Origin of the sequence: Nocardia sp. CA-129566 (genome assembly GCF_050956075.1) — a bacterium.
Taxonomy (GTDB): domain Bacteria; phylum Actinomycetota; class Actinomycetes; order Mycobacteriales; family Mycobacteriaceae; genus Nocardia.
This window is the reverse complement of sequence record NZ_CP192085.1, coordinates 521,506-547,311: the sequence shown is the minus strand read 5'-3', so window position 1 is coordinate 547,311 and position 25,806 is coordinate 521,506. Positions and strand designations below refer to the sequence as shown.

At 66.2% G+C, this 25,806-nt stretch carries 21 protein-coding genes; 5 read left to right on the top strand and 16 right to left on the bottom strand.

The features are described from left to right. Positions 1–3: 3 nt before the first annotated feature. Positions 4–285, top strand: a complete 282-nt coding sequence (locus tag ACQP0C_RS02435) for a hypothetical protein (protein WP_433730125.1) — start codon at positions 4–6, stop codon at positions 283–285. Here the strand turns inward: ACQP0C_RS02435 and ACQP0C_RS02430 are convergent. Further along, positions 247–2,079 (bottom strand): NACHT domain-containing protein, encoded by a 1,833-nt coding sequence (locus ACQP0C_RS02430; RefSeq protein ID WP_433730123.1) that lies wholly within the window; start codon positions 2,077–2,079, stop codon positions 247–249. The two genes, ACQP0C_RS02435 and ACQP0C_RS02430, sit on opposite strands and share 39 nt — an antisense overlap. 268 nt (positions 2,080–2,347) lie before the next feature. Between ACQP0C_RS02430 and ACQP0C_RS02425 the strand changes: the two genes are divergently transcribed. Together ACQP0C_RS02425 and ACQP0C_RS02420 are read left to right on the top strand one after the other, a co-directional pair. Beyond that, entirely contained in the window at positions 2,348–2,998 is a 651-nt protein-coding gene (locus tag ACQP0C_RS02425; RefSeq protein ID WP_433730121.1) for an MspA family porin, read from the top strand. A 162-nt stretch (positions 2,999–3,160) separates the two neighbouring features. Next, on the top strand, positions 3,161–3,688 hold the full coding sequence (locus tag ACQP0C_RS02420; protein ID WP_433730119.1) for an MspA family porin: 528 nt from the start codon (positions 3,161–3,163) through the stop codon (positions 3,686–3,688). 767 nt (positions 3,689–4,455) lie between these two features. Here the strand turns inward: ACQP0C_RS02420 and ACQP0C_RS02415 are convergent. The 4 genes from ACQP0C_RS02415 to ACQP0C_RS02400 all read right to left on the bottom strand — a co-directional run bounded on the left by ACQP0C_RS02415 (position 4,456) and on the right by ACQP0C_RS02400 (position 10,096). Continuing rightward, on the bottom strand, positions 4,456–5,661 hold the full coding sequence (locus ACQP0C_RS02415) for a DNA polymerase III subunit delta' (RefSeq protein ID WP_433730117.1): 1,206 nt from the start codon (positions 5,659–5,661) through the stop codon (positions 4,456–4,458). A gap of 424 nt (positions 5,662–6,085) precedes the next feature. Then, a complete protein-coding gene (locus tag ACQP0C_RS02410) occupies positions 6,086–6,589 on the bottom strand; it encodes a DUF664 domain-containing protein (protein WP_433730115.1) in 504 nt (167 codons plus the stop codon). 129 nt (positions 6,590–6,718) lie between these two features. Then, a complete protein-coding gene (gene topA, locus ACQP0C_RS02405; RefSeq protein WP_433734401.1) occupies positions 6,719–9,532 on the bottom strand; it encodes a type I DNA topoisomerase in 2,814 nt (937 codons plus the stop codon). 357 nt (positions 9,533–9,889) lie between these two features. Beyond that, complete coding sequence (locus ACQP0C_RS02400) at positions 9,890–10,096, bottom strand: cold-shock protein (protein ID WP_011206895.1); 207 nt, start codon at positions 10,094–10,096, stop codon at positions 9,890–9,892. Positions 10,097–10,595: 499 nt separating this feature from the next. Between ACQP0C_RS02400 and ACQP0C_RS02395 the strand changes: the two genes are divergently transcribed. Beyond that, on the top strand, positions 10,596–12,947 hold the full coding sequence (locus ACQP0C_RS02395; protein WP_433730113.1) for a DEAD/DEAH box helicase: 2,352 nt from the start codon (positions 10,596–10,598) through the stop codon (positions 12,945–12,947). Positions 12,948–13,244: 297 nt separating this feature from the next. Here the strand turns inward: ACQP0C_RS02395 and ACQP0C_RS02390 are convergent, their stop codons facing one another. From ACQP0C_RS02390 to ssd, 7 genes are all read right to left on the bottom strand, one after another. Continuing rightward, positions 13,245–13,805, bottom strand: a complete 561-nt coding sequence (locus tag ACQP0C_RS02390; RefSeq protein ID WP_433730111.1) for an Rv3654c family TadE-like protein — start codon at positions 13,803–13,805, stop codon at positions 13,245–13,247. Then, complete coding sequence (locus tag ACQP0C_RS02385) at positions 13,802–14,116, bottom strand: TadE family type IV pilus minor pilin (protein WP_433730109.1); 315 nt, start codon at positions 14,114–14,116, stop codon at positions 13,802–13,804. The genes ACQP0C_RS02390 and ACQP0C_RS02385 overlap by 4 nt, the downstream gene beginning before the upstream one ends. A gap of 62 nt (positions 14,117–14,178) precedes the next feature. Continuing rightward, the gene (locus ACQP0C_RS02380) at positions 14,179–14,382 is read right to left on the bottom strand and encodes a DUF4244 domain-containing protein (RefSeq protein WP_433685488.1); all 204 of its coding nucleotides are present in this window, start codon (positions 14,380–14,382) and stop codon (positions 14,179–14,181) included. A 105-nt stretch (positions 14,383–14,487) separates the two neighbouring features. Further along, positions 14,488–15,105, bottom strand: coding sequence for a type II secretion system F family protein (locus ACQP0C_RS02375; RefSeq protein WP_433730107.1), 618 nt, complete (start codon positions 15,103–15,105; stop codon positions 14,488–14,490). A gap of 52 nt (positions 15,106–15,157) precedes the next feature. Continuing rightward, a complete protein-coding gene (locus ACQP0C_RS02370) occupies positions 15,158–15,949 on the bottom strand; it encodes a type II secretion system F family protein (RefSeq protein ID WP_433730105.1) in 792 nt (263 codons plus the stop codon). Positions 15,950–16,274: 325 nt separating this feature from the next. Next, entirely contained in the window at positions 16,275–17,462 is a 1,188-nt protein-coding gene (locus tag ACQP0C_RS02365; protein ID WP_433730103.1) for a TadA family conjugal transfer-associated ATPase, read from the bottom strand. 769 nt (positions 17,463–18,231) lie between these two features. Further along, positions 18,232–19,341 carry a septum site-determining protein Ssd gene (ssd, locus tag ACQP0C_RS02360; RefSeq protein ID WP_433730101.1) on the bottom strand — a complete coding sequence of 370 codons (1,110 nt, stop codon included), beginning with the start codon at positions 19,339–19,341 and terminating at the stop codon, positions 18,232–18,234. 418 nt (positions 19,342–19,759) lie between these two features. On the opposite strand from ssd, the gene ACQP0C_RS02355 reads away from it, so the two are divergent. Continuing rightward, positions 19,760–20,578 carry an HAD family hydrolase gene (locus ACQP0C_RS02355; protein ID WP_433734400.1) on the top strand — a complete coding sequence of 273 codons (819 nt, stop codon included), beginning with the start codon at positions 19,760–19,762 and terminating at the stop codon, positions 20,576–20,578. Positions 20,579–21,094: 516 nt separating this feature from the next. Here ACQP0C_RS02355 and ACQP0C_RS02350 read toward each other — a convergent pair. From ACQP0C_RS02350 to ACQP0C_RS02335, 4 genes are all read right to left on the bottom strand, one after another. Beyond that, positions 21,095–21,841, bottom strand: coding sequence for an oxidoreductase (locus tag ACQP0C_RS02350; RefSeq protein WP_433730099.1), 747 nt, complete (start codon positions 21,839–21,841; stop codon positions 21,095–21,097). A gap of 335 nt (positions 21,842–22,176) precedes the next feature. Then, positions 22,177–23,868, bottom strand: coding sequence for a dipeptide ABC transporter ATP-binding protein (locus ACQP0C_RS02345; RefSeq protein ID WP_433730097.1), 1,692 nt, complete (start codon positions 23,866–23,868; stop codon positions 22,177–22,179). An 8-nt stretch (positions 23,869–23,876) separates the two neighbouring features. After that, positions 23,877–24,830 carry an ABC transporter permease gene (locus tag ACQP0C_RS02340; protein ID WP_433682052.1) on the bottom strand — a complete coding sequence of 318 codons (954 nt, stop codon included), beginning with the start codon at positions 24,828–24,830 and terminating at the stop codon, positions 23,877–23,879. After that, the gene (locus ACQP0C_RS02335; RefSeq protein ID WP_433730095.1) at positions 24,823–25,749 is read right to left on the bottom strand and encodes an ABC transporter permease; all 927 of its coding nucleotides are present in this window, start codon (positions 25,747–25,749) and stop codon (positions 24,823–24,825) included. The genes ACQP0C_RS02340 and ACQP0C_RS02335 overlap by 8 nt, the downstream gene beginning before the upstream one ends. Between the last annotated feature and the right edge of the window lie 57 nt (positions 25,750–25,806).

Sequence of the window (25,806 nt, the reverse complement as noted above, 5' to 3'; positions counted from 1 at the left end):
AAGGTGCTCAAGGATGCTACCGCGTTTGCCGGGGTCGGCCAGCAGGTGCTCGGCAGCGGCTGCTCGAGCCTAGCGGCGGACGGTCTCGCGGGTGAGGTGCAGCGTGCGCCCGATCGCGGCGATGCCCATGCCCTGGGTGAACAGTGCATGGATCTCGTCGTAGCGCTGCCGGGTGGTCTCGCCGTGCAGTCCTGGTACCCGGGTCCGTTCCTGTGGTGCCGAATGTCGGGCTTCGAAGGGCTGTCCTCACTGCCGCGCAGTTCTCGGATACTCGAGTTCGGGTAGGAGCTGAGATGGCGATGCAGCGAGTTCGGCTCTGGCAGAAGCACGGAGGAATGTGGTGGCCAGGGTGCTTGTGGTGGGGTCGGCATGTCGGATTGCCGTCGTCAGCCGGATACTCCTGTAGAGCAGGCCGGGATCGCGGTGGGCAGCCTCCCACTCCGCGGCGTCGTCTTCGATGCGCTGCCGCCAGATCAGTTGCGACCGATGCTCGGCTATCCAGCCACATAGTCGATCCCACTTCAGTACGGCGTCGTGCACGAGGCAGGCATACTCGGATTCCAGGGTGATCAGCCGTGCCTGCACCAACCGGTGAACGAGGTCGGGCCCGGTGCTGGTCCGTGCGGCGACGCGAGCGAGTTCGGCGGTCGATGTCCGGAAGCGGGTGACGGTACCGTCGCGATGGACGGTCACCAGTGCCAGCAGGATGTGACGCGCATCGAGCTGTTCTGCCGATGTCAACGCCTCCCAGGTCTCTTCGGCGATTCGACCGACCACCCCGGCCACACCCCCGACTCGGTGATACGCGGCAAGTTCCAGTCGACGTCCGCTGAGACCTGCCCACATCGATCGCATGGTCGCCGACAGCAGGGGTAGCACGCCGGCACCGGCGGCAGGGTCGTCGCTGCTCGGTCGGTTTCCTGCCAACTCTGTGATCAGCAGTTCCGCTGCGGCAGGGTCGACAGTGACTCCGCGGGTGTGTGGTGGACCGACGATGGCCGCCATCAACTCCTGACGATCCGGCGGGTGCAGTGTGAGGCTATTGTCCTGAACGGCATGCACCAGCCACGGATCCTGGGAGCAACTGGCGAGCTGGTCTGATCGCACTGCAACGAGGACCGACCCGATCGTCGACACCTGCTTCAGCCAGGTAAGAAAGGCCTCGCGGACCGTCGCATCAACATCCGGTCGGTACAACTGTTCGAATTGGTCGATGATCAGGAGCAGCCGTCGGTCACCGGCCCATCGCCGGACGGCGTCGAGATCAGGCTCCGATGTAATGAAACAATCTGTGGCACAGAATATTCGCGCCAGCGAGCTAAACGGATTGCGACCTGGCGTAGTGACGACAACCCCCCACTGCATGGATTCTGCGCTCAGGGCCGGAATGACGCCGGCCTGTAGCAGCGTGGTCTTGCCGATACCGGATGCACCGGTGAGCACTATGACATCGGCAGCGCGCTTTGAACTTGCCGATGCCCGAACCATCTCCAGAATGGAACCAATGGCACGCTGCCGCCCGAAGAAGGCAGGTTCCTTCCCTTCTGAGAACCCATCGTCGTTTGGATACGGCGGCTCGGTCGTGGTGTCCGATGCGGCGGCCGGGGCACGCCGCGCCGCCACCCACAGCGACCTCCAGGCTTGCAGACTCACTGTCTCGCGGGGTGTTCCGGCCCGGCGTCGCGCCCGTGCGACCAAGACATGCAGGACAGGAACCAGTGATTCAAACCGTGCCGGAACATTGCGTCCGTTCATCCAGTCGCTGATCCGCTGCGCCGTCGCCAGTACCAAACGACCCCCGCCGTCAGCATTACGCGCCCGCTGCTGAGCCAGCTTCGCGACATGCCGCAACGAGGGGGCGCCCGCATCCTGATGCAGGGCAGACAGCTGTCTTGCGAACTCCCCTCGCTCGTCCCTCCCGCGGTTGCCGTACTGGACTGTGTCAGTTGATGCCAGCGCCATGCGTTCCCCCGAACAGTTTGAAGACCGCGTCGTCGTTAACGACTGGTCGGTTGTGTCTGTCTCTACGACAGGTATAGACGGCGACGAGGCTGATTCAGTTCCATTGATTTCCAACATTTTTTGGTCACCTCCCCGGCACTAGCCCAGCGAGCACAGGTGCGCGATCTGCCCGGGCCCATTCCGGCACACACGTTCCGTTCAGCCCCTGCCGTTCTGTGTCCGGACCGGACTACATCTGCACTGGGTGTGACCTGCACAGGCGCTATGTACGGACCAATCGCGGGATTGCGATGCCCGCCAATTGCGCCTTAGCGTTCCGGGCGCAATGCCGAGCGGCCCGAGGAGTCGGTCGACGCGGTTCATTCGATCGAACAAGGGGGAGCTGATGCGTACCAAGAACTTGATCCCGGCTATGGCGGCCGTAGGCGCCGCCCTGCTGGCCGGTGCTACTGATGCCCGGGCGGAGGGGCTGGCCCTGGCACCCCACGAAAGCACCGTCACCATGGAGGACGGCTGGCAGCTGACGGTCGGCCACCGCAACGAGGAAGCCAACCGTGTCCCCCCGCTCAACGGCATCGGCACCACCCGCGAGGTCTTCGTAACCAACCAGGCCTACGGCTCGATCGCAGGGCACGGCTCGAAACTGCAGGGTGTGGTGCTACGGACGGGCTACCACGTCGGATGCGCGGTAGATCTGACATCGATCACCCTGGGCGCTTCGGTGAGTGTCGGCGTCACCCCGGGCATCCTCATCTACCCCGGCATCCCGACACCCACCGTCGGGGCGAATATCGGTCCGACCGCCTCGATTTCACCGACCTTCCAGGTCACGCTGGCACCGGGCAAGGTTGCCGATCTCCCGACCGGCGAAAAGCCGATAGAGGACACCAAGGCATTCATCACCACCCGCAACGCCCATGTGAAGATCGACGGCTGTGTAGGGCCGGCAAGTATCCGCTCGTACACGATCATCGCCGCGAAATCCAGCCAAGCCGACGACTCGGTCGCGGTCTACGGTGACCCGATCCCGCTGTAACACGGACACGCTGCAGTGAAGGTAGAACACAGAATTCGTGGCACCTGGTGGTGCGCATCACTCACTGCGGTCGTCCTGATCGCCGGTGGACCCAACGCCTCAGCCGACGCCCCGCGGAATAACCGACACGAACTGTCGATCCGGACCGCGGACGGTCGAACATTGATCGTCGGACACCGTGACGAAGAAGTAGTCAATGCGACCGGTCCCGGACTCATCCCGACTCGGGAAGCGGTGGTGAGCAATTCGGCCTACGCCGAGATCAACGGTTCTGCATTCAAGAACCTGAAGGACGCCGAGTTGACGGTCGGCTATCACGTCGGATGCGCAGCATCCGTGCAGTCCATCACCGCGTCCCTCGGCGTCGATGCTGGCCTCGTACCGCCAAGCGTGCTTGTGATAACACCGCAGGTATTCGAGTCGCCGGACGACCAGCGGTCGAAGGTGTCACCCAAAGTAGCGGTGAAACCGAAAATAACCGCCACCCTTGCAGCAGGAACGATCTCGGACGTAGTCGTCGAAAAGATCTCCCTCAAAGATCACCAGCCGCGCATCGATATCGTTCGAACCAGCATCAAAGCCGATGGTTGCCTAACCGGACTCGCACTGCGTTCCTACGTGATGGTATCGGCGAAATCCAAGATCGATGACGAAACGGTCGTTGTGTATGGCGACCCGGTCGTCGTATAGGCCACAACGAAAAGTAGGCTCTGGAGCACTTTCGGTTGCGGCGTGCTACGCCACGACGGTCCGATTCGGACCGCGCCGGGCTGTCAGCGCGGTGCCGCGAGTCCTGCCGAGCCGAAAACAGCTTGACCGAATAGCCCGATTGCCGGACGCCAACGACCCGCCAGGTACCTCTGGGAAGGTGTCATGTCGGCGACGCTCCCATACTTACCCTGTGATGCCGGACTTAGATTCGACGGATCAATGCAACGGTGCTGGCAAGGGTCTGGGGTTGGCGAAGGTTGGGCGGCCGGGGATGTCGGATGCGACGAAGGCCGAGTTGTGGCGACAGTGGCGGGCTGGAAATCGATCAGCGTTCTCTCGCGCATTGAACAAGCCGCCGAGTCGGTGTTCACCGTGCCCAAGCATCACGGCGGAATCGCACCAGCGCTCGGCAAAATCTAGGCAAAAAAATACCCTGCCGAACCAAGCCGAATCAGACCGAAACACACCGAATCCGACTGAGGCACAGCAGCGATCGTGACCAGACTGCGCACGCCCGGCCCACGGAAGATCAACATGTCTTCGCTGATCGAACGCATCAACGCTAGTCGCGCCAGCAATCCAACGTTGAAGTAAAGAGATTGGATTCGGAGCCGCAAAGCAAGGAACGAATCGGCACTACCGTACTTACGAGTGAAGCGCTCTACCGACTGAGCTAAGGCGGCGTGCCTTTCGGCGTCGCGAGTCTATCGTCTCGACGGTCGGATCGCGAAAACGGGTGGTAGCGGTCATGCGGATTGGGCGGCGATGAGGGTGGCGACCATGGCGGCGAGGGCGAAGCGGGGTTTGACGTTGAGGTCGAGGGCTTCGCGGCAGGCGAGGACGGCTTCGATGGAGCGGAGCAGGCCTTCGGGGCGGACACGGTCGGCGAGGTCGTGGATCTGGTCGGACAGGTCGGGGTGGGTGAGGGTGACGCCGGTACCGTTGCGGGCCGCGCCGAAGCGGACGGCGAGGGCATCGCGATAGACGCCCGCGACGTCGATGAGGGCGCGGTCGAGGGCATCGCGACCGGTGCGGGTGGCGCGGGACTTCTGCCTGCGCTCCAAATCCTTCAGCACACCGGCCGAGCCCCGGGTCGCACCCGCGGCCCCCTTGCCGGTGCCGCCAGCGCCGAGTGCGGTCGCCAACTCCTCCCGCTCGCGTTCGTCGCGGGCCGCGCTCATCTGCTTCGCCTCGTCGTCGGCCGATTTCACCAATTCGTCCGCGGCCGCGTAGGCGGCACCGGGCCGCGACACCGCGCCGACCAGCGCCAGCGCACGCTGACGGCGCGATCGGGCCTCCTCGTCGGTGGCCAGCCGCCGGGCCCGCCCGACATGGCCGCCGCTCACCGAGGCCGCCCAGTTGGCCGTCTTCTCATCGAGCTTGTCGCGCACCCGCAGCACCTGTGCGATGGCGGGCACCGACGGCGTCACCAGATGCACATGCCGACAGCGTGAGCGCAGCGTCACGGAGATGTCCTCCGGATCCACCGACGGCGCGCACAGCAGGAACACCGTCCGCTCCGGCGGCTCCTCGACCACCTTCAACAGCACATTGCCCGCCGCCTCGGTCAACCGATCGGCGTCCTCGATCAGCACCACCTGCCATCGGCCGGTACTCGGCCGGCGCGCGGCGATCTGCACGATCTCACGCATCTCCTTGGTGCTGATGCTCAGCCCCTCCGGAATCACCCGCCGCACATCACCGTGTGTTCCGGCCATCGTGGTCGTGCAGGCATGGCATCGCCCGCACCCCGGCGTGCCCTCGTCGGTGCACTGCAGCGCGGCCGCAAAACACAGAGCCGCAACGGATCTGCCCGATCCCGGCGGCCCGGTGAACAGCCACGAATGCGTCATCGCCCCATTGCCCGCACCCCCACGCGCGGCAATCGAGGCAGCCGTCAACTCGGACTCGACCGTATCCTGGCCGACCAGCCGATCGAAGACACCCGCCACGCCGTACACCCTAACCGCCCCCACCGACAGGGTCCCGGCCGAGCACCATGACCGTGCTGAACCGCCGCTCTGCGGCCGCATGCCACCATCCGGGCGGCGACGGCCCGACTACCCGGGAGGTCGGCTGATCCGGATGCAGTCCGAGCCTGCGCAACGCGTCCCCAACGACCCGAACGTCGAACCGGCTACGCCAGCGGCCATCCGGACCGGGTCCGCAGCTTCGAGTCCAGCAGACTTCGTCAACGGTGAACGGCATCCAGTCGATACCGCGCTCGCGCAGTCAAGCGCGCACAGCCGCCATCGGATGCGGACTGTCCGCAAGGTGCTCATAGCCCGCGATGTGAACCCACTGACGACCGGTCACGCTCATGGTTCCATGATGCCGGTTCGTATCGAATCTCGCAGGCCCGCAGAGATTTTCGACTCACACGCGCTGATGAGTCGTGTTGGCGCCGTCGAGTGCTTCGCGAATGATGTCGGCGTGACCGCTGTGGTGGGCGATTTCGCGCAGGATGTGCAGCACGGTGAAACGCACTGTCCACCATTCGCGTTCGGGGGTCCACGGTGTGGTCGGTGTGGGAATGGACATGTCCAGGTCGGGTTCGGTCCGGATCAGCTTCTCGGTCGCCGCGGCGACCTCGTCCCAGGTCGCCAGCAGTCCGGCCACCGTCTCATCGGGTCCGAGCACATACTCGCCATCGAATTTCGAAACGTCGAGCTCCGCCGTTTCGTCACGCTCGATAATGACTGTCGTCCAATGGCTTTCGCAGCTGACCAGGTGATGCAGCAGCCCGCCGAGTGTCAGTTCGCTGACCGTGGTGCGCTGGCGCGCCTGGGCGTCATCGATGCCGCGCAGGGTGATCCGGAACAGCTGGCGCTGACTGGCGAGCATGGCGATGAGATTCTCGCGTTCCTGGTCGATGGCCATGGACAGTCCCCTTCACGATCGTTCGTCGTTACGGGGCGAGGCTACGGCATCTTCGGCCTGCACGGCCTCGATGGTCCGACCGCAGGGTGCACCGTGCCGATCGATCGAATCGACCGATCGGCACGGCCATCAGGACTTCTTCGCGGCCGCCTTCTTGGCAGCGGTCTTCTTGGCCGCCGTGGCCTTGGTCGCGGTCTTCTTCGCGGCCGTGGCCTTCTTGGCCGGTGTCTTCTTCGCCGCCGCCTTCTTGGCCGTCTTCTTCACCGGACCACGCGCGCGCCGATCGGCGAGCAGTTCCGAGGCCCGCTCATCGGTGATCGAGTCGACCTCATCGCCCTTGCGCAGGCTGGCATTGGTCTCACCGTCGGTGACGTACGGACCGAAACGGCCATCCTTGATCACCATCGGCTTGCCGGTGGCCGCGTCGTTGCCGAGCTCGCGCAGCGCCGCGGTGCTGGCCGCCTGCCGTCCGCGTCGCTTGGGCTCGGCGTAGATCTTCAATGCCTCGTCGAGCGTGACGGTGAAGATCTGATCCTCATTGAGCAGCGAACGAGAATCCGTGCCCTTCTTCAGATATGGGCCGTAGCGCCCGTTCTGCGCGGTGATCTCCTCACCGCTGGCCGGATCGGCGCCGACAACGCGCGGCAGCGACAACAGCTTCAGCGCATCGTCGAGTGTAATCGTGGCCAGATCCATATCTTTGAACAGCGATCCGGTCCTCGGCTTCGGCGCCGCAGCCTTTTTCGCCGTCTTCTTGGCTGGCGTCGGCCCTTCCTCGGCCGCGGGCTCGGGCAGTATCTCGGTGACGTACGGCCCGAAACGTCCTTCCTTGGCGACGATTTCGTGTCCGGTCACCGGATCCCGACCCAGCGCACGACCCTCCTGCGGCGTCGAGAAAAGCTTCTCGGCAACCTCGGCGGTCAGCTCGTCGGGTGGCAGATCATCGGGCAGATTCGCCCGCTGTGAGATCGAATCCCCTTCCGGGTCATCGGGATTGGCGACCATCCGCTCCAGATACGGTCCGAAGCGGCCGACCCGGACCACGACATCGCGACCCGCGTCATCGACGAACAGTTTGATCGAATTGACCTCACGGGCGTCGATATCGTCGAGCCGCTCACCGACCATCTTCTTCAGACCGCCGGAACGCGCGACCGAGCCCTCGACACCGTGATCGCCGCCGAAATAGAAGCTGGACAACCAATTTCCGCGCTGCTCACGCCCACCGGCGATGGCATCGAGGTCATCCTCCATCGCGGCGGTGAAGTCGAAATCGACCAGTCGACCGAAATAGGCCTCCAGCAGACCGACCACCGCGAACGCGACCCATGACGGCACCAGCGCACTGCCGCGCTTGTACACATATCCGCGGTCCAGAATCGTCTTGATGATCGACGAATACGTCGAGGGGCGACCGATGCCGAGATCTTCGAGCGTCTTGATCAGCGAGGCTTCGGTGTAGCGCGCGGGCGGATTCGTGGTGTGCCCATCGGGATTGAGCTCGACCGCGGTAACGCGCTCACCCTCGTCGAGTGCGGGCAGCCGGGATTCGGCGTCATCGGACTGACCGCCCGCCTCCTCGTCCACACTCTCGACATAGGCCTTCAGGAAGCCGGGGAAGGTGATGGTCCGACCGGAAGCGGAGAAGACGCATTCCTCACCGGTGCCCGCGATACCGGTGATCCGCAGCGTCAGGGTGGTGCCCCTGGCATCGGCCATCTGCGAGGCGACGGTGCGCTGCCAGATCAGCTCGTAGAGCCGGAACTCGTCATTGTCCAGCCGCGCGTGCAGTTGGCCCGGGGTGGCGAAGGTATCGCCCGCCGGGCGGATCGCCTCGTGCGCCTCCTGCGCGTTCTTCACCTTGCGGGTGTACTGACGCGGCGTCGGATGCACGTACTCCGCGCCGTAAAGCTGGGTCGCCTGCGATCTGGCCGCGGCGATCGCCGACTCCGACAGCGTGGTCGAGTCGGTACGCATGTAGGTGATGTAGCCGTTCTCGTACAACCGCTGCGCGACCCGCATCGTGCGCTCGGCGTTGAACCGCAGTTTGCGGCCCGCCTCCTGCTGCAGCGTCGAGGTCATGAACGGCGCGTACGGCTTGCGCGAATACGGTTTGGCCTCGGCGGAGGAGACCACCAGATCGGCGCCCTCCAGTGCCTCGGCCAGCCGCCGGGCGTATGGCTCGTCGAGTACGACAACCCCATTGCCCTTGAGCTGACCATCCGGACCGAAGTCCCGCCCGGTGGCGACCCTGGTCCCATCGACGGTGACCAGACGCGCCCCGAAGGTCCGCGGATTGGTGGCGTCGCCGTTCTCCCCGCCCGCGTCCAGCTTCGCCGCGATATCCCAGTACTCGGCCGAGCGGAACGCCATCCGCTCCCGCTCACGCTGCACGATCACCCTGGTCGCGACCGACTGCACCCGGCCAGCCGACAACCGAGGCATGACCTTCTTCCACAGCACGGGGCTGACCTCGTAGCCGTACAACCGGTCCAGGATGCGCCGGGTTTCCTGCGCGTCGACCAGATCGTTGTCCAGATCGCGGGTATCGGCCGCGGCGGCCAGGATTGCGGGCTCGGTGATCTCGTGGAACACCATGCGTCGCACCGGCACCTTGGGCTTCAACGTCTCCAACAGGTGCCAGGCGATGGCCTCGCCCTCGCGGTCGGGGTCGGTGGCGAGATAGAGCTCGTCGGCGTCCTGCAGCAGACTCTTGAGCTCGGAGACCTTGGCCTTCTTATCCGGGCTCACCACATAGATCGGCTCGAAGTCGTTGTCGACGTCGACGCCGAGGCGCGCCCAGGACTGCCCCTTGTACTTGGCGGGAACATCCGCCGCACCACGCGGCAGGTCCCGGATATGACCGACCGAGGCCTCGACCGTGTAATTGCGGCCGAGATAAGGCGCAATTTTGCGGGCCTTGGTCGGGGACTCGACGATCACGAGACGACGCAGGGGACGGCCCTGGTCGGCTGCACCGCGGTCTCGTGTTGCCACCGGCGAATACACCTTTCCTAATCGACCCGCGCGGCGCTCTTTCGCGCTGTGCGCGGCTGGGGCAAGCGGCGGCGACGGGGAGGACGTTGCCACCAGACACGTTTATACCTTGACGCGACGTGTGGCCGAGCGCTTGCGACTCGAACCACAGAGCGTACCTGTGTCGCTGTTGATCAGTATGCAGTGCCCATCACAATGCGGCGGCACCCGCAGGTACCCCGTCATTTTGTGTCTTACCCCAGATATAGCTCGTCCCTCACCTCCGGTTACCGGTGGTGAGGGACGAGCGAATCGTTGCGACGCTCAGCTGAGCGCGCGAACTCCGGTGGCCTGCGGGCCCTTGGTGCCCTGGCCAACCTCGAACTCGACCTTCTGGTTCTCCTCGAGGGTGCGGAAGCCCGACCCTTGGATCTCGGAGTAGTGGACGAAGACGTCAGCGGAGCCGTCCTCCGGCGCGATGAAGCCGAACCCCTTCTCCGCGTTGAACCACTTCACAGTTCCCTGTGCCATTCTGTTCCTTCTCTTTTCTTACCGGAACGGCGGACAAGTAGGTTCATCCACCGGGTCCGTTCCGACCGCTGTACTGTTGGTTCCCCCTGCAGGAAAGCACCAAGCACACCGTTCGCAACATCGATCCTGCTGACGGTTTGGACTTTGGATCCGTCCCTCGAACACAGAAGCTTGCGACCAGGAACTAGTGAACCATGTCTTCGAGCAATTCAACAGTCGAGTTACCGACAATTTGCAAAAAAGTTGATCTTGCGAATGCGCAGGTGAGGGACACAATGCCGGAATCCAGACTTGAGGTTCGTTTGCCTCCAGATAACCGAGTCGGCGTATGGCAATCAGCCTGTGACCCAGGTCGCTATTTGGTATCGAAATGGCAGGTGGGACTTCCCAAGCGCACACGTTTCACACTTTCCCAGCGTGTCGTGGAGTCCGCATCGTGAATCCGACCGAGCCGGTAACTCGGATACGACCCAGCAACGGCTCGAGTTATGGGGGATCGTTGCTGAATCGTGTCCTGAATGGCGGCCCCGACAATGACCCCCGACTCACCCATGTAGTCGAGCTATCCGCACGCCCCGCGGCCGCCACTACCTGGCCCGATTGGGCGGCGCCCGATGTGGTCGCCGCGCTGCGCGCCACCGGAGTGGAAGCGCCGTGGACGCATCAGATCACCACGGCCGACCTCGCCGCCGGCGGTCGCCACGTCGTCGTCAGCACCGGCACAGCATCCGGGAAATCGCTCGGCTACCAGCTGCCGGTGCTCACCGCACTGCGGGAAGATCCGCTCGCCACCGCCCTTTATCTCGCGCCGACCAAGGCATTGGGCGCCGATCAGCTGCGGGCACTAGCGGAATTGACCCATGAGGGCCCGCTGCGCGACATCCATCCGGCCACCTACGACGGCGATACCCCGGCCGAGGTCCGGCAATGGGTGCGCGCGAATGCCAGAATGATCCTCACCAATCCGGACATGCTGCACGTCGGCATGCTGCGCTCACATCAGCGCTGGGCCCGGGTGCTGCGCAGGCTGCGCTATGTAGTCGTGGACGAATGCCACGCCTACCGCGGTGTATTCGGCTCACATGTGGCGCTGGTGCTGCGCAGGCTGCGGCGCATCGCGGCCCATTACGGCGCGGATCCCATATTCATACTGTGCTCGGCGACCACGGCCGAGCCAGCGGCCGCGGCATCCCGGCTGATCGGCGCCCCCTGTGTCGCGGTCACCGAGGACGGATCGCCGCGGGGCGCGCGCACCATCGCACTGTGGGAGCCGCCGCTATTGACCACGCTGACCGGCGAAAACGGTGCGCCGGTGCGAAGGTCGGCGACCTCGGAGGCGGCCAGGATCATGGCCGATCTGATGGTCGAGGGCGCACGCACGCTCGCCTTCGTCAGGTCGCGGCGGGCCGCGGAATTGACCGCCATCGAGGCCCGCAGGTTGCTCGCCGAGGTGGATCCGGCGCTGAGCGAGCGGGTCGCCGCCTATCGGGCGGGTTATCTCGCCGAGGATCGGCGTGAGCTGGAGGCCGCGCTCTCCGATGGATCGCTGCTCGGGGCGGCGACCACCAACGCGCTGGAGCTCGGGGTCGATATCGCGGGGCTGGATGCCGTCGTGATCTCGGGTTTTCCCGGCACGGTCGCCTCGTTCTGGCAGCAGGCCGGCCGGGCGGGGCGGCGCACGCAGGGATCGCTGGTACTGCTGGTGGCCAGGGACGATCCGCTGGACACCTTCCTGGTCCACCATCCGGAGGCGCTGCTGGACAAGCCGGTCGAGGCCACCATCACCGATCCGCACAATCCCTATGTATTGGGTCCGCAGTTGCTGTGCGCCGCACTGGAACTACCGCTCACCGACGATGAGGTCGACGCGCTCGGCGCACGCGAGGTGCTAACCGATCTCGCAGGTCAGGGGCTGATTCGACGTCGAGCGGGAGTTGCGAGGGACGGCAGCGCACGCTGGTTCGCAACGGCCGAGACGCATCCGCACGACGCGGTTGACGTGCGCGGGGGCATCGGCACACCCATCGCCATCGTGGATGGCGAGACCGGCAGACTGCTCGGCACCGCCGACGCCGGACGAGCGCGGGCGACCCTGCACGAAGGTGCGGTTCACCTGCATCAAGGAGATATCTACGTGGTCGACGAGCTGGATGTCGAGGGCGGGGTCGCCTTTGTGACCGGCACCGATCCCGGCTGGACCACCAGCGCCAGGCAGGTCACTTCCATCACCGTCGACAAGATCACCGAACAGCGCGACCACGGCCGGGTGAGCACCGCATTGGCGCAGGTGCGCGTCACCAGCCAGGTGATCGGTTATCTGCGCACGTTGCGCACGGGCGAGGTGTTGGACCTGGTGGAGCTGGATCTGCCCGCGCAGACGCTGCCCACCCGCGCTGTGCTGTACACCGTGACGCCGGAATTATTGGCGGCCGCGGGCCTGGATGCACCGCGGGTACCCGGTGCGCTACACGCCGCCGAACATGCGGCTATCGGCCTATTGCCGCTGGTCGCGACGTGCGATCGGTGGGATATCGGCGGTGTCTCCACCGCCGAGCATCCGGATACGGGCCTGCCGACGGTGTTCGTGTACGACGGGCAGCCAGGTGGTGCGGGCTTCGCCGAACGTGGATTCGCGCAGCTGCGGCGCTGGTTGTCGGCAACGCTCGCGGTGATCGAGAGCTGCACCTGCGCGGTGGGCTGCCCGTCCTGCGTGCAGTCACCCAAATGCGGCAATGGCAACCATCCGCTGGACAAGGCGGGCGCGGCCCGCCTGCTGGCCGCGATTCTGGGCGAGTTGGTGCCGGAACAGGTGGCTGATCGGCGTGCTGAAGGCCCCGCATTCGATTCGTGACAGTGCCGACCCTCGAGTGTGATCACTCGTCCAGTTGGCCGGGTGATCACCAGGGGCGATCGGCACGGATCGGCCTGCCGCGCCCGGCAGACCCGGGCGTGCCGGGCCGCCGATTAAAGAGGAATTTATTCATGTTAACTGGGGTATTGCCACGCGCATTAGCATCCGACATGCGGTTACAGAGATTGCGTTCTGCCGCTGCTTAGTAAATTGATGCGATACCGCAATTATTCGATCATCCCAATTACCGAATTCCAGCGATGTGATGTACCACTGTCGGACATCTGTATGCACCGGTCATACTCCAACTTCGACCGGCCCCGCGCGAGCAACCGCGCGAACAGTCCACTTTCCGAACAGACCCATTGGTACATTCCCTTCAACGGTGACAGTCGCATCCCACTGCGCTACCGCGCACTGCAGAATCCGCACTCCCATCCGCGCTGCGATCTCACCCGCCGCAGCACATCCGGCATCTGCCCCACGCTCCAGTTCCCCCGCCGCCGACAAAGCCGACAAATCCGCGGCAGCCTGTGCCCGATGCCGCCCCACGATCACCACCCCGACCAGACCGATCAATAACGTCACGCCGATCAGCGCCGCGAGCACCAGGCACGCGAACACCGTCGCGACCCCCTCATCCGCGACGGCGAAACGCCGACGCTCCGACCGAGCAGCGAATATATGGTGGCGATGGTCGGCCCGCCGACATCGCGCGTGGTCCGACGACGCCGCATCTACCGCTCGATCACTGCACCCCCGCACCACCGCGCCGGTGTGGCGCGGCACCTCCATGTCCTTCATCTGTGCCGGGCCCGCGGGGAGGCCGACTTCGGCTGCCGGGCCGCGGGCGGTCACGGCTCGGCTCCCGGCTCGCGGGAGGCCACGGCCTCGGCGCGCAGCACCAGCAGTGGCAGCAGGGGTGAGCGGGCGGAGACCGTCGCGACCACCCGATCGCCCGCACTGCGCAGCGAGATGTCGGCGGCGGGCGGAGCAACCCGCCGCGCCGCCGACACCGCATTCGCGTGATCACCGCGGGCGGCCAGCCGGGCCGCTTCGCGAGCGGCGTCGACACAGCGCACCTGCGTCGACGCCGCGAGCAAGGCTCCGACGCACAGCACGACCGCGACCACGATGGCAGCGAGCGCGATCGCCGCCTCAACCGTCACCGCACCCCGATCGTCACCGAGATGCGTTGTACCGCAAGAGTTTAATCGACGATCACGGTCGGCTATACAGCGGTGTTCAGCGCCTTGTCGATGATCTTCGTCAGGGCGTTCACAATGCTGTCCCCGGTCACCACCCCGTACAGCACGGCCCCGAACGCCGCCGCCGCAATGGTCCCGATCGCATACTCCGCGGTACTCATCCCATCCTCGGCGACCATCGCCCGCAACAGCCGCGCCCGCACCTCGACGCCGACGGCTCCGAGCATCTGAACCACCCGGTCCCGCACCTTCCCGATTCGCACCGATTTCCCCTCTCTTTTCAGTCGACGCGGCCGCTCCGCGCCGACATGCTCTTCCCGGTCGTGTGGTTTTCACAGCAGTCCACCTCCGAGCACTCGGCCAGCGAGGCCGATTACCACGGGGACGATGCCGAGGCAGACGAAGGCCGGGAGAAAGCAGAGGCCGAGGGGGCCGCCGATCAGGACTCCGGCGCGTTCGGCGCGGGCGGCGGCCGCGTCCTCGACCCCGCTGCGCCGCTGTTCGGCCAGTTCGCCGACTGCGGCGGCGAGTGAGGCGCCCGATCGTGCCGAACGCCGCGCCATACGCGCCAGTGCGTCGACCTCATCGGCACCCGGCTGGTTCGCGCCGTCTCGGGCTACTTGGTCCCATGCCATCGCCGCGTCCGCACCCAGCGCCAGTAGATCGGCGGCCCGGCGTAATGCGGCGCCGAGCGATGCGGGCGCACCGGGTGCCACTGCGCGCGCCGCGGCCGCCATCGGCAGCCCCGCGCGCAGGCATGCGGCCAGCAGGTCGAATACCGACGCAACGGCGAGTGGATCGTCGCTGGCTCCGCGGCCTGATGTAGCGATGACCGGCGGCGAGCCGCCTCCCCACAGCGCCCGCAGCCGCCGACTCACCGCGACCCGCCCCGGCAGTACCACCAACGCCGCAGCGAGAACAACTACTGGCCCACTGGCAATTCCAACCATCCCCAACCCCATTCGAATGTGGTCACAACCGGTATCGCCGTCCGGATTCGTTTCATAGGAGGACCTTTCGCGTGATCGCGTCGGTCCAGAGCAAGCCGATGCACGCGAGTGCCGCGCCCAGCGGCAGCAGTACCGTTCCGGCGCCGGGGCTCAGCAGCACGTGCAATGGAGCGGCGCCCATCATCTGGCCGAGGCCGATACCCAGCAGTGGCAGACCCGCCAGGACCGCGGCGGTGGCCCGAGCACCCGCCAGCGCGGCCGTCGTGCGGGTGCGAAACCGGATGCGGCCGAGTAGGTCCGTGCGGGCGGCGGAAAGTAGCTCAGCGAGGGCGAGACCGTGGTTTTCGGCGACCTGCCATGCCTCGGCGATCCTGGCGAGTTCGACGTCGACGATGGAATCGGTATGCCGCAGACCATCCGCACCGGAGCCGCCGAGCCTGCTGCGGGCCGCGCAGACCGCGAAGGCACGCGCGGCCTCGCCCCGCGACTCCTGTGCGGCAACCTCCGCCGCAGCACTGGGATGGGCACCGACCCGCAGCTCACCGATGACCGCCTCGAGCGCGTCGAGCAGGCGGGTGCACTCCACACCGCGCCGCCGATCCCGACTCGCCCGCCGAACCCGAATGCCAACCGTTCCCCCAACCAACACCGCCGCCACCAGCGGACCCACGCCAACCACAAGCGCCGCCACCGCCGCGACACCGAACGCAGCTCGAAAAGCACTGCTGCGCTGTATCTTTGGACGCACTCGCGCCGAGATGAACATTCCGGCGAACCGACGCCGCGACCTCGACACCGGTGCCGTCAGCACCGCCCCAGCCAGACATATCAGCGCCGCGATCATCGGACGCGCCGATCACCGAGCACATATGGGCGCGTTGCTACCCAAGCCGCAGATGCTGAGACGACCGATGCGGCAATTGGACCGAGATCCAGCGCCGTCGGAAGCGACGCCACCGAGCGCACCGGCACCGCAGTCATCACCTGCGCCGTGTGCAGGCACGGCACCCTCCGGTCCGCGAACGCCGAACCCACCAATGCCGCGGGCATCCCAGGTTGCGGTGACTTGGGAACCGCTTCCGGGGAACGCATGAGTTTCGTGTTCATCGAAAGAGCCGCCAGCCTGTCGCATGCCTGTGCCACGAGAGCCGCGTACTCCAATTTCCCGATCATCGGTCGAGCCGTTCGTCGAGTAGGCGGGTCAGTTCCGGGGCGGCGGGGGTGGGGGCTCGGTCTGCGCGCCAGGCGGCGGTTATGCGGACGTGGCCTTCGGGGGTGCGGTCGAGGATGCCGATTTCGCGGAGGCCGCGGGATCCGTCGGCTCGGCGGTGGACGTGCAGCACCACTTGGACGGCTGCGGCGAGTTGGCTGTGCAGGGCGGCTCGGTCCATACCGCCCAGTGCCGCAAGGGCTTCCAGGCGGGCGGGTACCTCGCGGGGTGAGTTCGCGTGCACGGTGCCCGCGCCGCCGTCGTGGCCGGTGTTCAGTGCGGTCAGTAGGTCGACTACCTCCGCGCCGCGGACTTCACCGACGACGATTCGGTCGGGACGCATCCGCAATGCCTGGCGGACCAGGTCGCGCACCGTCACCACGCCGACGCCCTCGACGTTCGCGGTGCGCGCGACCAAGCGCACGACATGGGGGTGCGGCGGTGCCAGTTCGGCCGCGTCCTCGACGCAGATGATGCGTTCGTCCGCGGCGACTTCGGCCAGTAGTCCGGAGAGCAGCGTGGTTTTTCCCGCGCCGGTCCCGCCTACCACCAGGAAGGCCAGTCGGGCCCGAATGATCCGCTCCAGCAGCAGTTTCGCGTCGGCGGGTACCGCACCGGCCGCCGCGAGCGCGTCCAGTCCCTGCGTTGCCGGGCGCAGCACTCGCAGCGACAGGCAGGTGCCGCCGTGGGCTACCGGAGCCAATACCGCATGCAGCCGCACGCCGAACGAATCACCCAGCGCCGCTTCCCTTCCCGACAGTCTGCCGTCCACCCACGGCTGCGCATCGTCGAGCCGCCGCCCGGCCGAAAGCGCCAACCGCTGCGCCAATCGGCGCACCGCCGCCTCATCCGGGAAGACGACAGAGGTCCGCTCCAGCCCCCGGCCACGATCGATCCACACCGCATCCGGCGCGGTCACCAGCACATCGGCGACCCGAGGATCCTGCAGCAGCGGCTCCAAGAGCCCTGCCCCGGTCATCTCGGTCTGCAACAACCGCAACGCCCGCAGCAGATCCGTATCACCGAGCACACCACCCGCCTCGGCCCGAATGGCCGCCGCCACCTGTGCCGGATCCGGATCCCCCGAAGCCCCCGCCAGCCGCTCCCGCACCCGATCCAGCAGCTCCGACGTCACCAACGCACTCATCCCCACCTCCTCCCCTCCGAAGCCCCGGCACCCGAATCAAGGGCCTGCCCCGGCACTCTGCCGCCCGGCCGCACCTTCAGCGCCGCAGATCGCCGCACGTCAGGCATCCCACCCAACACCACCGATCGCAGACCGCGCACCGGCCAGACAGCACACGCGCCATTCCGATACCGCTGCGGCACTTCAGACGTCACCGAGGCACTCATCCCGAACACCTCTGCCGCCGAAGCGCCAGCACCCACCGCAGGGGCCTGCCCCGGCACCCGCCAGGTTGCGCGGCCCCTCAGCGCCGCAGATCGCTGCACAGGCCCGACGCGCACCACCTGGTACCGCTGCGGCAGTTCGGACGCCACCAATGCACTCATCCCGAACACCTCTGCCGCCGAAGCGCCAACACCCACCGCAGGGGCCTGGTTCGGCACCCGGCAGGTTGCGGGCGCCCTCAGCGCCGCAGATCGCTGCACCAGCCCGGCGCGCACCACCTGGTACCGCTGCGGCAGTTCGGACGCCACCAATGCACTCATCCCTGCCGAAGCGCCAACATCCAAATCAGGGGCCTGCGCCAACTCCCGGAACCTCACCCGCCCCCTCAGCGCCGCAGATTGCTTCGGACCGAGCATCGGCCGGGCAGCTCGCACAACATGCCGATACCACTGCGACAGTTGGTGTTTCATTGACTCAGTCGCCTCGGCATAGCCGCCCGGCATCCTGAGCACCGCCACAGCGGCGGTGCGGACTCGGGGCGGGGCCTCGGGTTTCGCGAAGGCGCTCATCGCAATCCCTGGTCGGTGGGGGTGCTGAGGACGGTCAGGATGGCGTCTGCGGCGTCGCGGAGGGGGCCGCGGCGCAGGGTCAGGCCGCCGCGTTCGAGGCGGGAGGCTAGGCCGGGTTGGGCTCGGACGGCGGCCAGTAGGGGCAGGTCGAGGACCTCGGCGACCTCGGCGCCGCGCAGGCCGCCGGGCGCAGGGCCACGAACGATCAAGCCCTGGTTCGGATTTCGCTGGGCGATGTGCGCGGCGACCGATTCGGCGGCGGCCACGGCGCGCAGGCGGGCGGGCACGACCAACACCACCAGGTCGGCCGCATCGAATATCTGGTCGGCATGGGGGCCGCGCTCGCCGGATATATCGCATATCACCAAATCGCCTGCGGCACGTCCTGCTTCGATGACAGCGCGGATCGCGGCGGGACCTATGTCGATGGGCAAGCGTCCGGCACCGGCTCGGCCGCACGCCAGTACCGCCAGTCCCGGCGCCGCCGCGGGCAATGCGCTGTGCAGCGCCGCGGCGGAGACCCGGCCGTCCTCGATCACCAGATCCGGCCAGCGCAGTCCGGCCTCGGTTTCGACGCCGAGCAGCAGGTCGAGGCCGCCGCCGAGGGGTGCGCCGTCGATGAGGACGGTGTCGCGCCGGAACCGCTCGGCGGCGGATCGCAGCCCGGTCGCCGCGGCCAATATCGAGGCGCCCGCACCACCGCTCGCGCCCGCGATCGCGACGACAACACCGTCGCCCATGCGGTATTCACCATGCTCAGCAAACTTCTCGATAAGCCCGACCGCCGCACCCGGCAGCGCGATGACGCGCTCGGCTCCGACCGCGGCGGCGGCCTGCCAATCGGTCAATCCGGGTTCCCCATCGGTCACCAGGACGACGCCGATACGCCGGAGATATCCGGCCGCTGCGCAGCTCTGGGCTGCGTTTGTGTCGAGGATCACCAGCGGTGCGGCGGACCAGGCATGTCGGCCGACGGGCAGCCCGCGCTCATCGAGAGCACGCTCCGCCGCCGCCGCGACCCGGCGCACCTCGTCATGCAGCCGGATGTCCTGGATGAGCACGAGTGCGGGCGGCGATGTGAGTGCCGGGGCGACTTCGAGATTCATGCAGGTCAGCGTGCTCGAAGACAGAACGGAGCAGAAGATCCAATATGCCGAATGTGGATAACTCGGGGGGTGTGGATAAATCCGGAGAGCCGAAATCGGGGAAACCTGGCCCGAAATAGAGGACGGCCCCAGCCGGGGGGGGAGGAGGCTGGGGCCGTCGGGTTCAGCCCCGGGGGGTCGGGCTGAACGCGCCTGGACTATGTCCAGGTGCCAGCAATACTACACCCAAGCCCGGGCCACAACGCAAGTCTGTCGCCGGAGAACTTTATGGCCACCACCGGCCCGGCGTCTCCGGGGCAAACTCCTCCGACGAACTCCGCGCACGGTCCGGTCGGCACCGTCAGCGGCACATGCATATTCTGAACGGGTGACGGCCGATGGCGACCAGACAGAGCTCGCGGACCAGACCGCACGGGACGTGACGGCAACGACGCGCCCCACTGCCGGGGGCCAGCGCATCGCCGCCTTCTTCGATCTCGACAAGACGGTGATCGCGAAGTCGAGCACTTATGTGTTCAGTAAGCCCTTCTACGCACAGGGCCTGCTGAACCGGCGCGCGGTGCTGGAGAGCAGTTATGCGCACTTCCTGTTCATGCTCTCGGGCGCCGACCACGATCAGATGGAGCGGATGCGCGCCAATCTGACCAATATGGTCGCGGGCTGGGATGTCGAACAGGTGAAATCCATTGTGGCCGAAACACTTCACGAACTCGTCGACCCGCTGATCTATGCCGAGGCGGCCGATCTCATTGCCGACCACAAGATCCGCGGCCACGATGTGGTGATCGTTTCGGCCTCGGGCGAGGAGATCGTCGCCCCGATCGCCGAGGCACTCGGGGCCGCGCACACCGCCGCCACCCGGATGGTGGTCGCGGACGGTCGCTACACCGGCGAGGTCGAATTCTATTGCTACGGTGCGGGTAAGGTGACCGCGATCGAAAAGCTCGCCGCCAGTGAGGGTTACGACCTGACGCGGTGCTATGCGTACTCCGATTCGGTGACCGACGTGCCGATGCTGAGCGCGGTGGGACATCCGACCGCGGTGAATCCGGATCGCAATCTGCGTCGTGAGGCGGTGGCCAAGGGATGGCCGATCCTCACCTTCTCCAACCCGGTGTCGCTGTGGGCGCGGTTCCAGACCCCTTCGTCGACCACCCTTGCCGCGACGGCGGCGGTCGGGTTGAGCGCGGTGCTGGCCGGTGCCGTCAGTTACCGGCTGCTGCGTCGTCGCCGCTGAGCCATTACCGCCCCGATGCGGGCCTACGGAAGAGCCGTTCGGGGGTGATGCGGACGGCTTGTGGAAGCGTTTGCTGACATAACGCAAAGGGCGCTGCGACCAGGCATTTAACCACGAATCGCCGGCAAACACGCCGATTATTGAATGTTTTCGCAGCCCTTGATGTGGGGGCCGTCACAGGTGTAGAAATGTAATTACGGAAGGACGGAAGGCCTGAGCGGAGCCGGAAGAGAAGGTTCAGCTTCCCAACCCACCCTTCCCAGCACGGGCACCAGGCACCCACGCGGAGCGCGCCGCGACAAGGGCAGAAGCGTTGTGGGCCTGCGAGATACGGATTATCGTCGGCGAGGGCCTCGCACAGGTTGCGGGGATGAACCGGCGGAGTACGGATTATCGCCGAGGCCGCAGAACACAACCCACCTAGCACGCTTGGTAACCCGGAGTCCGTGCTAGCGGGCGGTGAGGTCGTCAACGACAACGCCGCCCGCTTTGATGTGTGCAGCCCCCTTGTCGGCGCTAGCCCGACGCCGCTTCGGCGATCGATGTGGCCTCCCGCGCACCATCCTCGAAGGCGCCGCAGCACAGAATCACCCAGCTGCCCACCGCGTCCGCGGCACCCGAGCCGAATCCGGCCGCCGCATCCAGGTACTGCTGACGCCGTCGCAACCAGAAGACTTCCGGCACGCCGAGGCTGTGCGGGTCCAGCCCACTGGACGCCGCGACCAGTCGGGAGGCCGCTCGCGCGACGATGCCGTCGGCGGTACCGAACGGCCGCAACGCCAGCAACTCGCCGTGCACGACCGCCGCGATGACCGGCGCGGGAGCCTTGGTGCCGAGCACTGTCTGGGCCAGCAGGTCCAGGCGTTCGGCCACGCCGCCGTCGCCGCGCGGCCGTCCGAGCAACGACTCATCGGTCACCAGATCGGCCGCGGCCAGCAGGTGCAGCCGGGCCAGCGCCTGTAGCGGCGCACGCTGCCAGGTGCCGATCAGGTTGCGCAGCGCGTCACCGTCGAGGGCCTGCCCGACCCGCAGTGATCCGGCCAAGATCGGATCCTCGACCCGGCCGTCGGCGGGCAGTTCGGTGCTCGCGCCCTCGATCGCGGCCGATGACCTGGCCGCACGCACCGCAGCCTCGGCCGCCGTGGTCGGCCAGCCCCGCCGGTTCGCCTTGTGCCGGTGTACGGCGGCGAGCGCGTCGCGCGCTTTATCAGCGGCTTCGCGCACACCGGGCAGATCGACAAGAGGCTGTAGCGGATCGGTCACCGTGCCATTTTGCAGCGGCCACGACTTGGCATATTCGCGGGCTCTGTTTTCGGCCGCGCGGACACGACATTGTCGCGCACCCTGGTGTCTCGCGGCCGCCCCTTTCGAGCGACCTACAAGCGCCGCTAGCGGTGCCGTCGAGACTCGCGACCTCGTCACACGACTCGGCTGAATCCAAATAGCCGCGCCTGCGCGCGGACACGAGACGGGCCGCGAACTCCTCATAGGACCGGCTTCGTGATGGTCGGACAGCGCACGAAAGCCGACGCCTCGCGTGCGCTGTCCAGCCGCACTTCGTGCGGCCATCCCACAGGGGAATCCGCACAAACTGCAGGTCAGCCCGCCAACAGATCCCTTCCCGGAATGGCATCGAGCAGGCGGCGGGTGTACTCCTGTCGAGGGTTGTCGAAAACCTCATTGGTAGTGGCCGCTTCGACGATCTTGCCGGTTTGCATGACGAGGACATCGTCGGCGATCTGACGGACGACGGCCAGGTCGTGGGTGATGAACAGGTAGGACAAACCCAATTCGGCTTGTAAATCGTTGAGCAGCTTGAGGATCTGGGCCTGGACGAGTACGTCGAGAGCGGAGACCGCCTCATCGCACACCACCACCTCGGGCGAGAGCGCGAGCGCACGGGCCACCGCGACGCGCTGGCGCTGGCCGCCGGAGAGTTCATTGGGGTAGCGGCGCATCACCGAGGACGGCAATGACACCTTGTCCAGCAGGTCGCGCACCGTTGTCTCGCGTTGTGCGGCGGTGCCGATCTTGTGCGTGCGCAGCGGCTCCTCGATGGTGCGGTAGATCGAGTACATCGGATCCAGCGAACCGTAGGGGTCCTGGAAGATCGGCTGCACCCGGCGGCGAAAGGCGAACGCGCCCTTACGATCCAGCTTCGCCACTTCGCGCCCGTCGAAGGTCACCGAACCCGATGTCGGTTCGAGCAGCCCCAGCACCATCTGGGCCACTGTGGATTTGCCCGAACCGGACTCGCCGACGATGGCCGTGGTCGTGCCGCGCTGCAAGCGGAACGACACATCGTCGACCGCGATGAAATCGGTCGACTTCCACGGCGTGCTGCCCCGAATCTTGAACGCCTTGGTCAGATTCTGCGCGACCACCACGTCATCGGAGACCACCGCGAGTTCGGTATCGGCCGCCGAGACCTCCTCGGCCACCTGGACGGCCTGCTTGCGCACCTCGATGCGCTCGCGCACCGAGGACAGCCGCTGCGAGGCCAGCGAGGGGGCCGAATTCACCAGCTTCTTGGTGTACAGATGCTGCGGTTCACGCAGAATCTGCAGTGCCGGACCGGATTCCACCACCTTGCCGCGATACATCACCACCAGATGTTCGGCGCGCTCGGCGGCCAGGCCGAGATCGTGGGTGATGAGCAGCACGGCCGTGCCGAGTTCGCTGGTGAGCCCGTCGAGATGGTCGAGAATCTGGCGCTGCACTGTGACGTCGAGGGCCGAGGTCGGCTCGTCGGCGATCAGCAGTTTGGGACGGCAGGCCAGTCCGATGGCAATGAGCGCGCGTTGGCGCATACCGCCGGAGAATTCGTGCGGATACTGGTTGACCCGGCGTGCCGCATCCGACATACCGGCTTCCTCGAGCAGTTCGATGGCGCGCTGCTTGGCCGCCTTGCCCTTGGCAATGCCATTGGCCTCCAGGGTCTCCCGGATCTGGAATCCGATCTTCCACACCGGATTCAGATTCGACATCGGATCCTGCGGAACCAACCCGATACCGCTACCGCGGACCGCGACGACATCCTTCTTCGACGCCTTAACCAGATCCTTGCCGTCGAACATGATGGATCCGGAGGTGACCTTCCCGGTGCCGGGCAGCAGGTCGATGATGCTGTGCGCGGTGGTGGACTTGCCGGATCCGGATTCGCCGACGATCGCGACCGTCTGGCCGGGATACACCGACAGACTGACATCGCGCACCGCCGGAATCTTCTTGCCCTCGGCGGAGAAACAAACGTTGAGATCCTCGATCTCGAGCAGTGGTCGCTCGGACATCGACGCGGTCACCTCTTCCTCGCCTTCGGATCGAGTGCGTCCCGCAGCGCGTCGCCGAGCAGAATGAAGCTCAGCACGGTGAGCGCCAAAGCCGTTGCGGGATAGAACAAAATCGGCGATCCGCCGCGCAGCTCGTGCTGGTTGGTATTGATATCGGAACCCCAGGACACGATGGTGCGCGGCAAGCCGACGCCGAGGTAGGACAGCGTCGCCTCGGTGACGATGAACGCGCCGAGCCAGATCGTGGTGACCACGATCAGCGGTCCGGCCGCATTCGGCAGCACATGGCGCAGCAGCGTCCGTATTCGGGAGACGCCCAATGCCTTCGCCGCCGTGACATATTCGCTGTTCTTGGCCTCGATCACCGCACTGCGCGCGATGCGCGCGGCCTGTGGCCAGGTGAAGGCGGCCAGAATCAGGATGACGGTCCAGATCGTGCGCGAGTCGAGCAGCTGCATGATGACGATCGCGGCCAGCATCAGCGGAATCGCGTAGAAGATCTCCGCGATGCGGGAGACCACCGAATCCAGCAACCCGCCGTAGAAGCCCGCGAGCGCCCCCAGCGTGCCACCGACGAGCAGGAACACCGTCGTCGCACCCAAACCGGCCATCACGGATGCCCGCGCGCCGTAAACGGTTCGGGTGTAGACATCACAGCCCTGCTTATCGAATCCGAAGGGATGGCCGGGCCCGCGCGGATCCATGCTGAAATCGCCGTTGCAATAGCGCGGATCCTGATCGGAGAACAGGCCGGGCCAGAGCACCACGACGGCGATGAAGACAATCAGCACCGCGGCCACGATGAAGATCGGATTGCGGCGCAGCTGGCGCCACGCGTCCTGCCAGATGCTGGTCGGTGATCCGGTATCGACGACCTGATCGGTGGCGAGCACCTCGACTTCGTCGGGCGGAGCCACGAAATGCGGTTGCCTGTCCGGAGCTTTCTTATCGAGATCAGGCATATCGGATCCTCGGGTCGAGCGCGGCGTAGAGCAGGTCGATGATCAGATTCGAGATCAGGAAGATCACGATCAGCACGGTCACGAACGAGACCACGGTCGGCGGTTCACCGCGGGTGATCGCCTGGTACAGCGTTCCGCCGACACCCGGAATATTGAAGATGCCCTCGGTGACGACCGCGCCGCCGATCAACGCACCGAGATCGGCGCCGAGGAAGGTGATCACCGGGATCATCGAGTTGCGCAGAATGTGCACGGTGACTACCCGGGGCCGACTCAGCCCCTTCGCGGTCGCGGTGCGCACGTAGTCGGCGGACATGTTCTCCGCCACCGAATTTCGGGTCAGCCGCAGCACATAGGCGAACGACAGCGACCCGAGTACGAACGCGGGTACGAGCAGTTCACCGACGCTTGCCTTGCCGGTGACGGTCACCGGTGCGATGCCCCATTTCACGCCGAGCACGAACTGGGCGAGAAAGCCGATCACGAAGATCGGCACCGCGATGATGATCAGGCTGACCACCAGCAGCGTCGAATCGAACAGTTTGCCTTTGCGCAGACCCGCGATCAGCCCGAAGATGACGCCGAAGACGCCCTCGATGAGCACCGCCATGAACGCCAGTTTGATGGTGATCGGGAACGCCCGTGCGAGTTCATCGCGCACCGGGCGGCCGGAGAAGGCGGTACCGAAATCGAGGGTGAAGATGCCCTTCAGATACAGCAGATACTGCACGAAGAACGGGCGGTCCAGGTGATAGCGCGCGCGGAGCTGGGCTTCCACGGCGGGCGTCATCGGCTTGTCGCCGGCCAGCGCGTGGATCGGATCGCCCGGCACTAGGAAGACCAGTGCATAGATGAGCAGCGTCGCCCCGAGGAAGACGGGGATCATTTGGAGCAGACGCCGCAAGACATACCAGGCCATTTCGTCTCCTGGGTGAGCGGCGCCGACCGCGCCGTCGAGTCACGGCAGCACGGTCGG

What these genes read in the sequence shown, in the direction of transcription:
- ssd (WP_433730101.1), bottom strand. Translation starts at nt 19,341, where the DNA reads ATGAATCTCGAAGTCGCCCCGGCACTCACATCGCCGCCCGCACTCGTG.
- ACQP0C_RS02410 (WP_433730115.1), bottom strand. Translation starts at nt 6,589, where the DNA reads ATGGCCATCGACCAGGAACGCGAGAATCTCATCGCCATGCTCGCCAGT.
- ACQP0C_RS02345 (WP_433730097.1), bottom strand. Translation starts at nt 23,868, where the DNA reads ATGTCCGAGCGACCACTGCTCGAGATCGAGGATCTCAACGTTTGTTTC.
- ACQP0C_RS02365 (WP_433730103.1), bottom strand. Translation starts at nt 17,462, where the DNA reads ATGAGTGCGTTGGTGACGTCGGAGCTGCTGGATCGGGTGCGGGAGCGG.
- ACQP0C_RS02370 (WP_433730105.1), bottom strand. Translation starts at nt 15,949, where the DNA reads ATGATCGCGGCGCTGATATGTCTGGCTGGGGCGGTGCTGACGGCACCG.
- ACQP0C_RS02380 (WP_433685488.1), bottom strand. Translation starts at nt 14,382, where the DNA reads ATGCTCGGAGCCGTCGGCGTCGAGGTGCGGGCGCGGCTGTTGCGGGCG.
- ACQP0C_RS02375 (WP_433730107.1), bottom strand. Translation starts at nt 15,105, where the DNA reads ATGGTTGGAATTGCCAGTGGGCCAGTAGTTGTTCTCGCTGCGGCGTTG.
- ACQP0C_RS02400 (WP_011206895.1), bottom strand. Translation starts at nt 10,096, where the DNA reads ATGGCACAGGGAACTGTGAAGTGGTTCAACGCGGAGAAGGGGTTCGGC.
- ACQP0C_RS02430 (WP_433730123.1), bottom strand. Translation starts at nt 2,079, where the DNA reads ATGTTGGAAATCAATGGAACTGAATCAGCCTCGTCGCCGTCTATACCT.
- ACQP0C_RS02335 (WP_433730095.1), bottom strand. Translation starts at nt 25,749, where the DNA reads ATGGCCTGGTATGTCTTGCGGCGTCTGCTCCAAATGATCCCCGTCTTC.
- ACQP0C_RS02340 (WP_433682052.1), bottom strand. Translation starts at nt 24,830, where the DNA reads ATGCCTGATCTCGATAAGAAAGCTCCGGACAGGCAACCGCATTTCGTG.
- ACQP0C_RS02425 (WP_433730121.1), top strand. Translation starts at nt 2,348, where the DNA reads ATGCGTACCAAGAACTTGATCCCGGCTATGGCGGCCGTAGGCGCCGCC.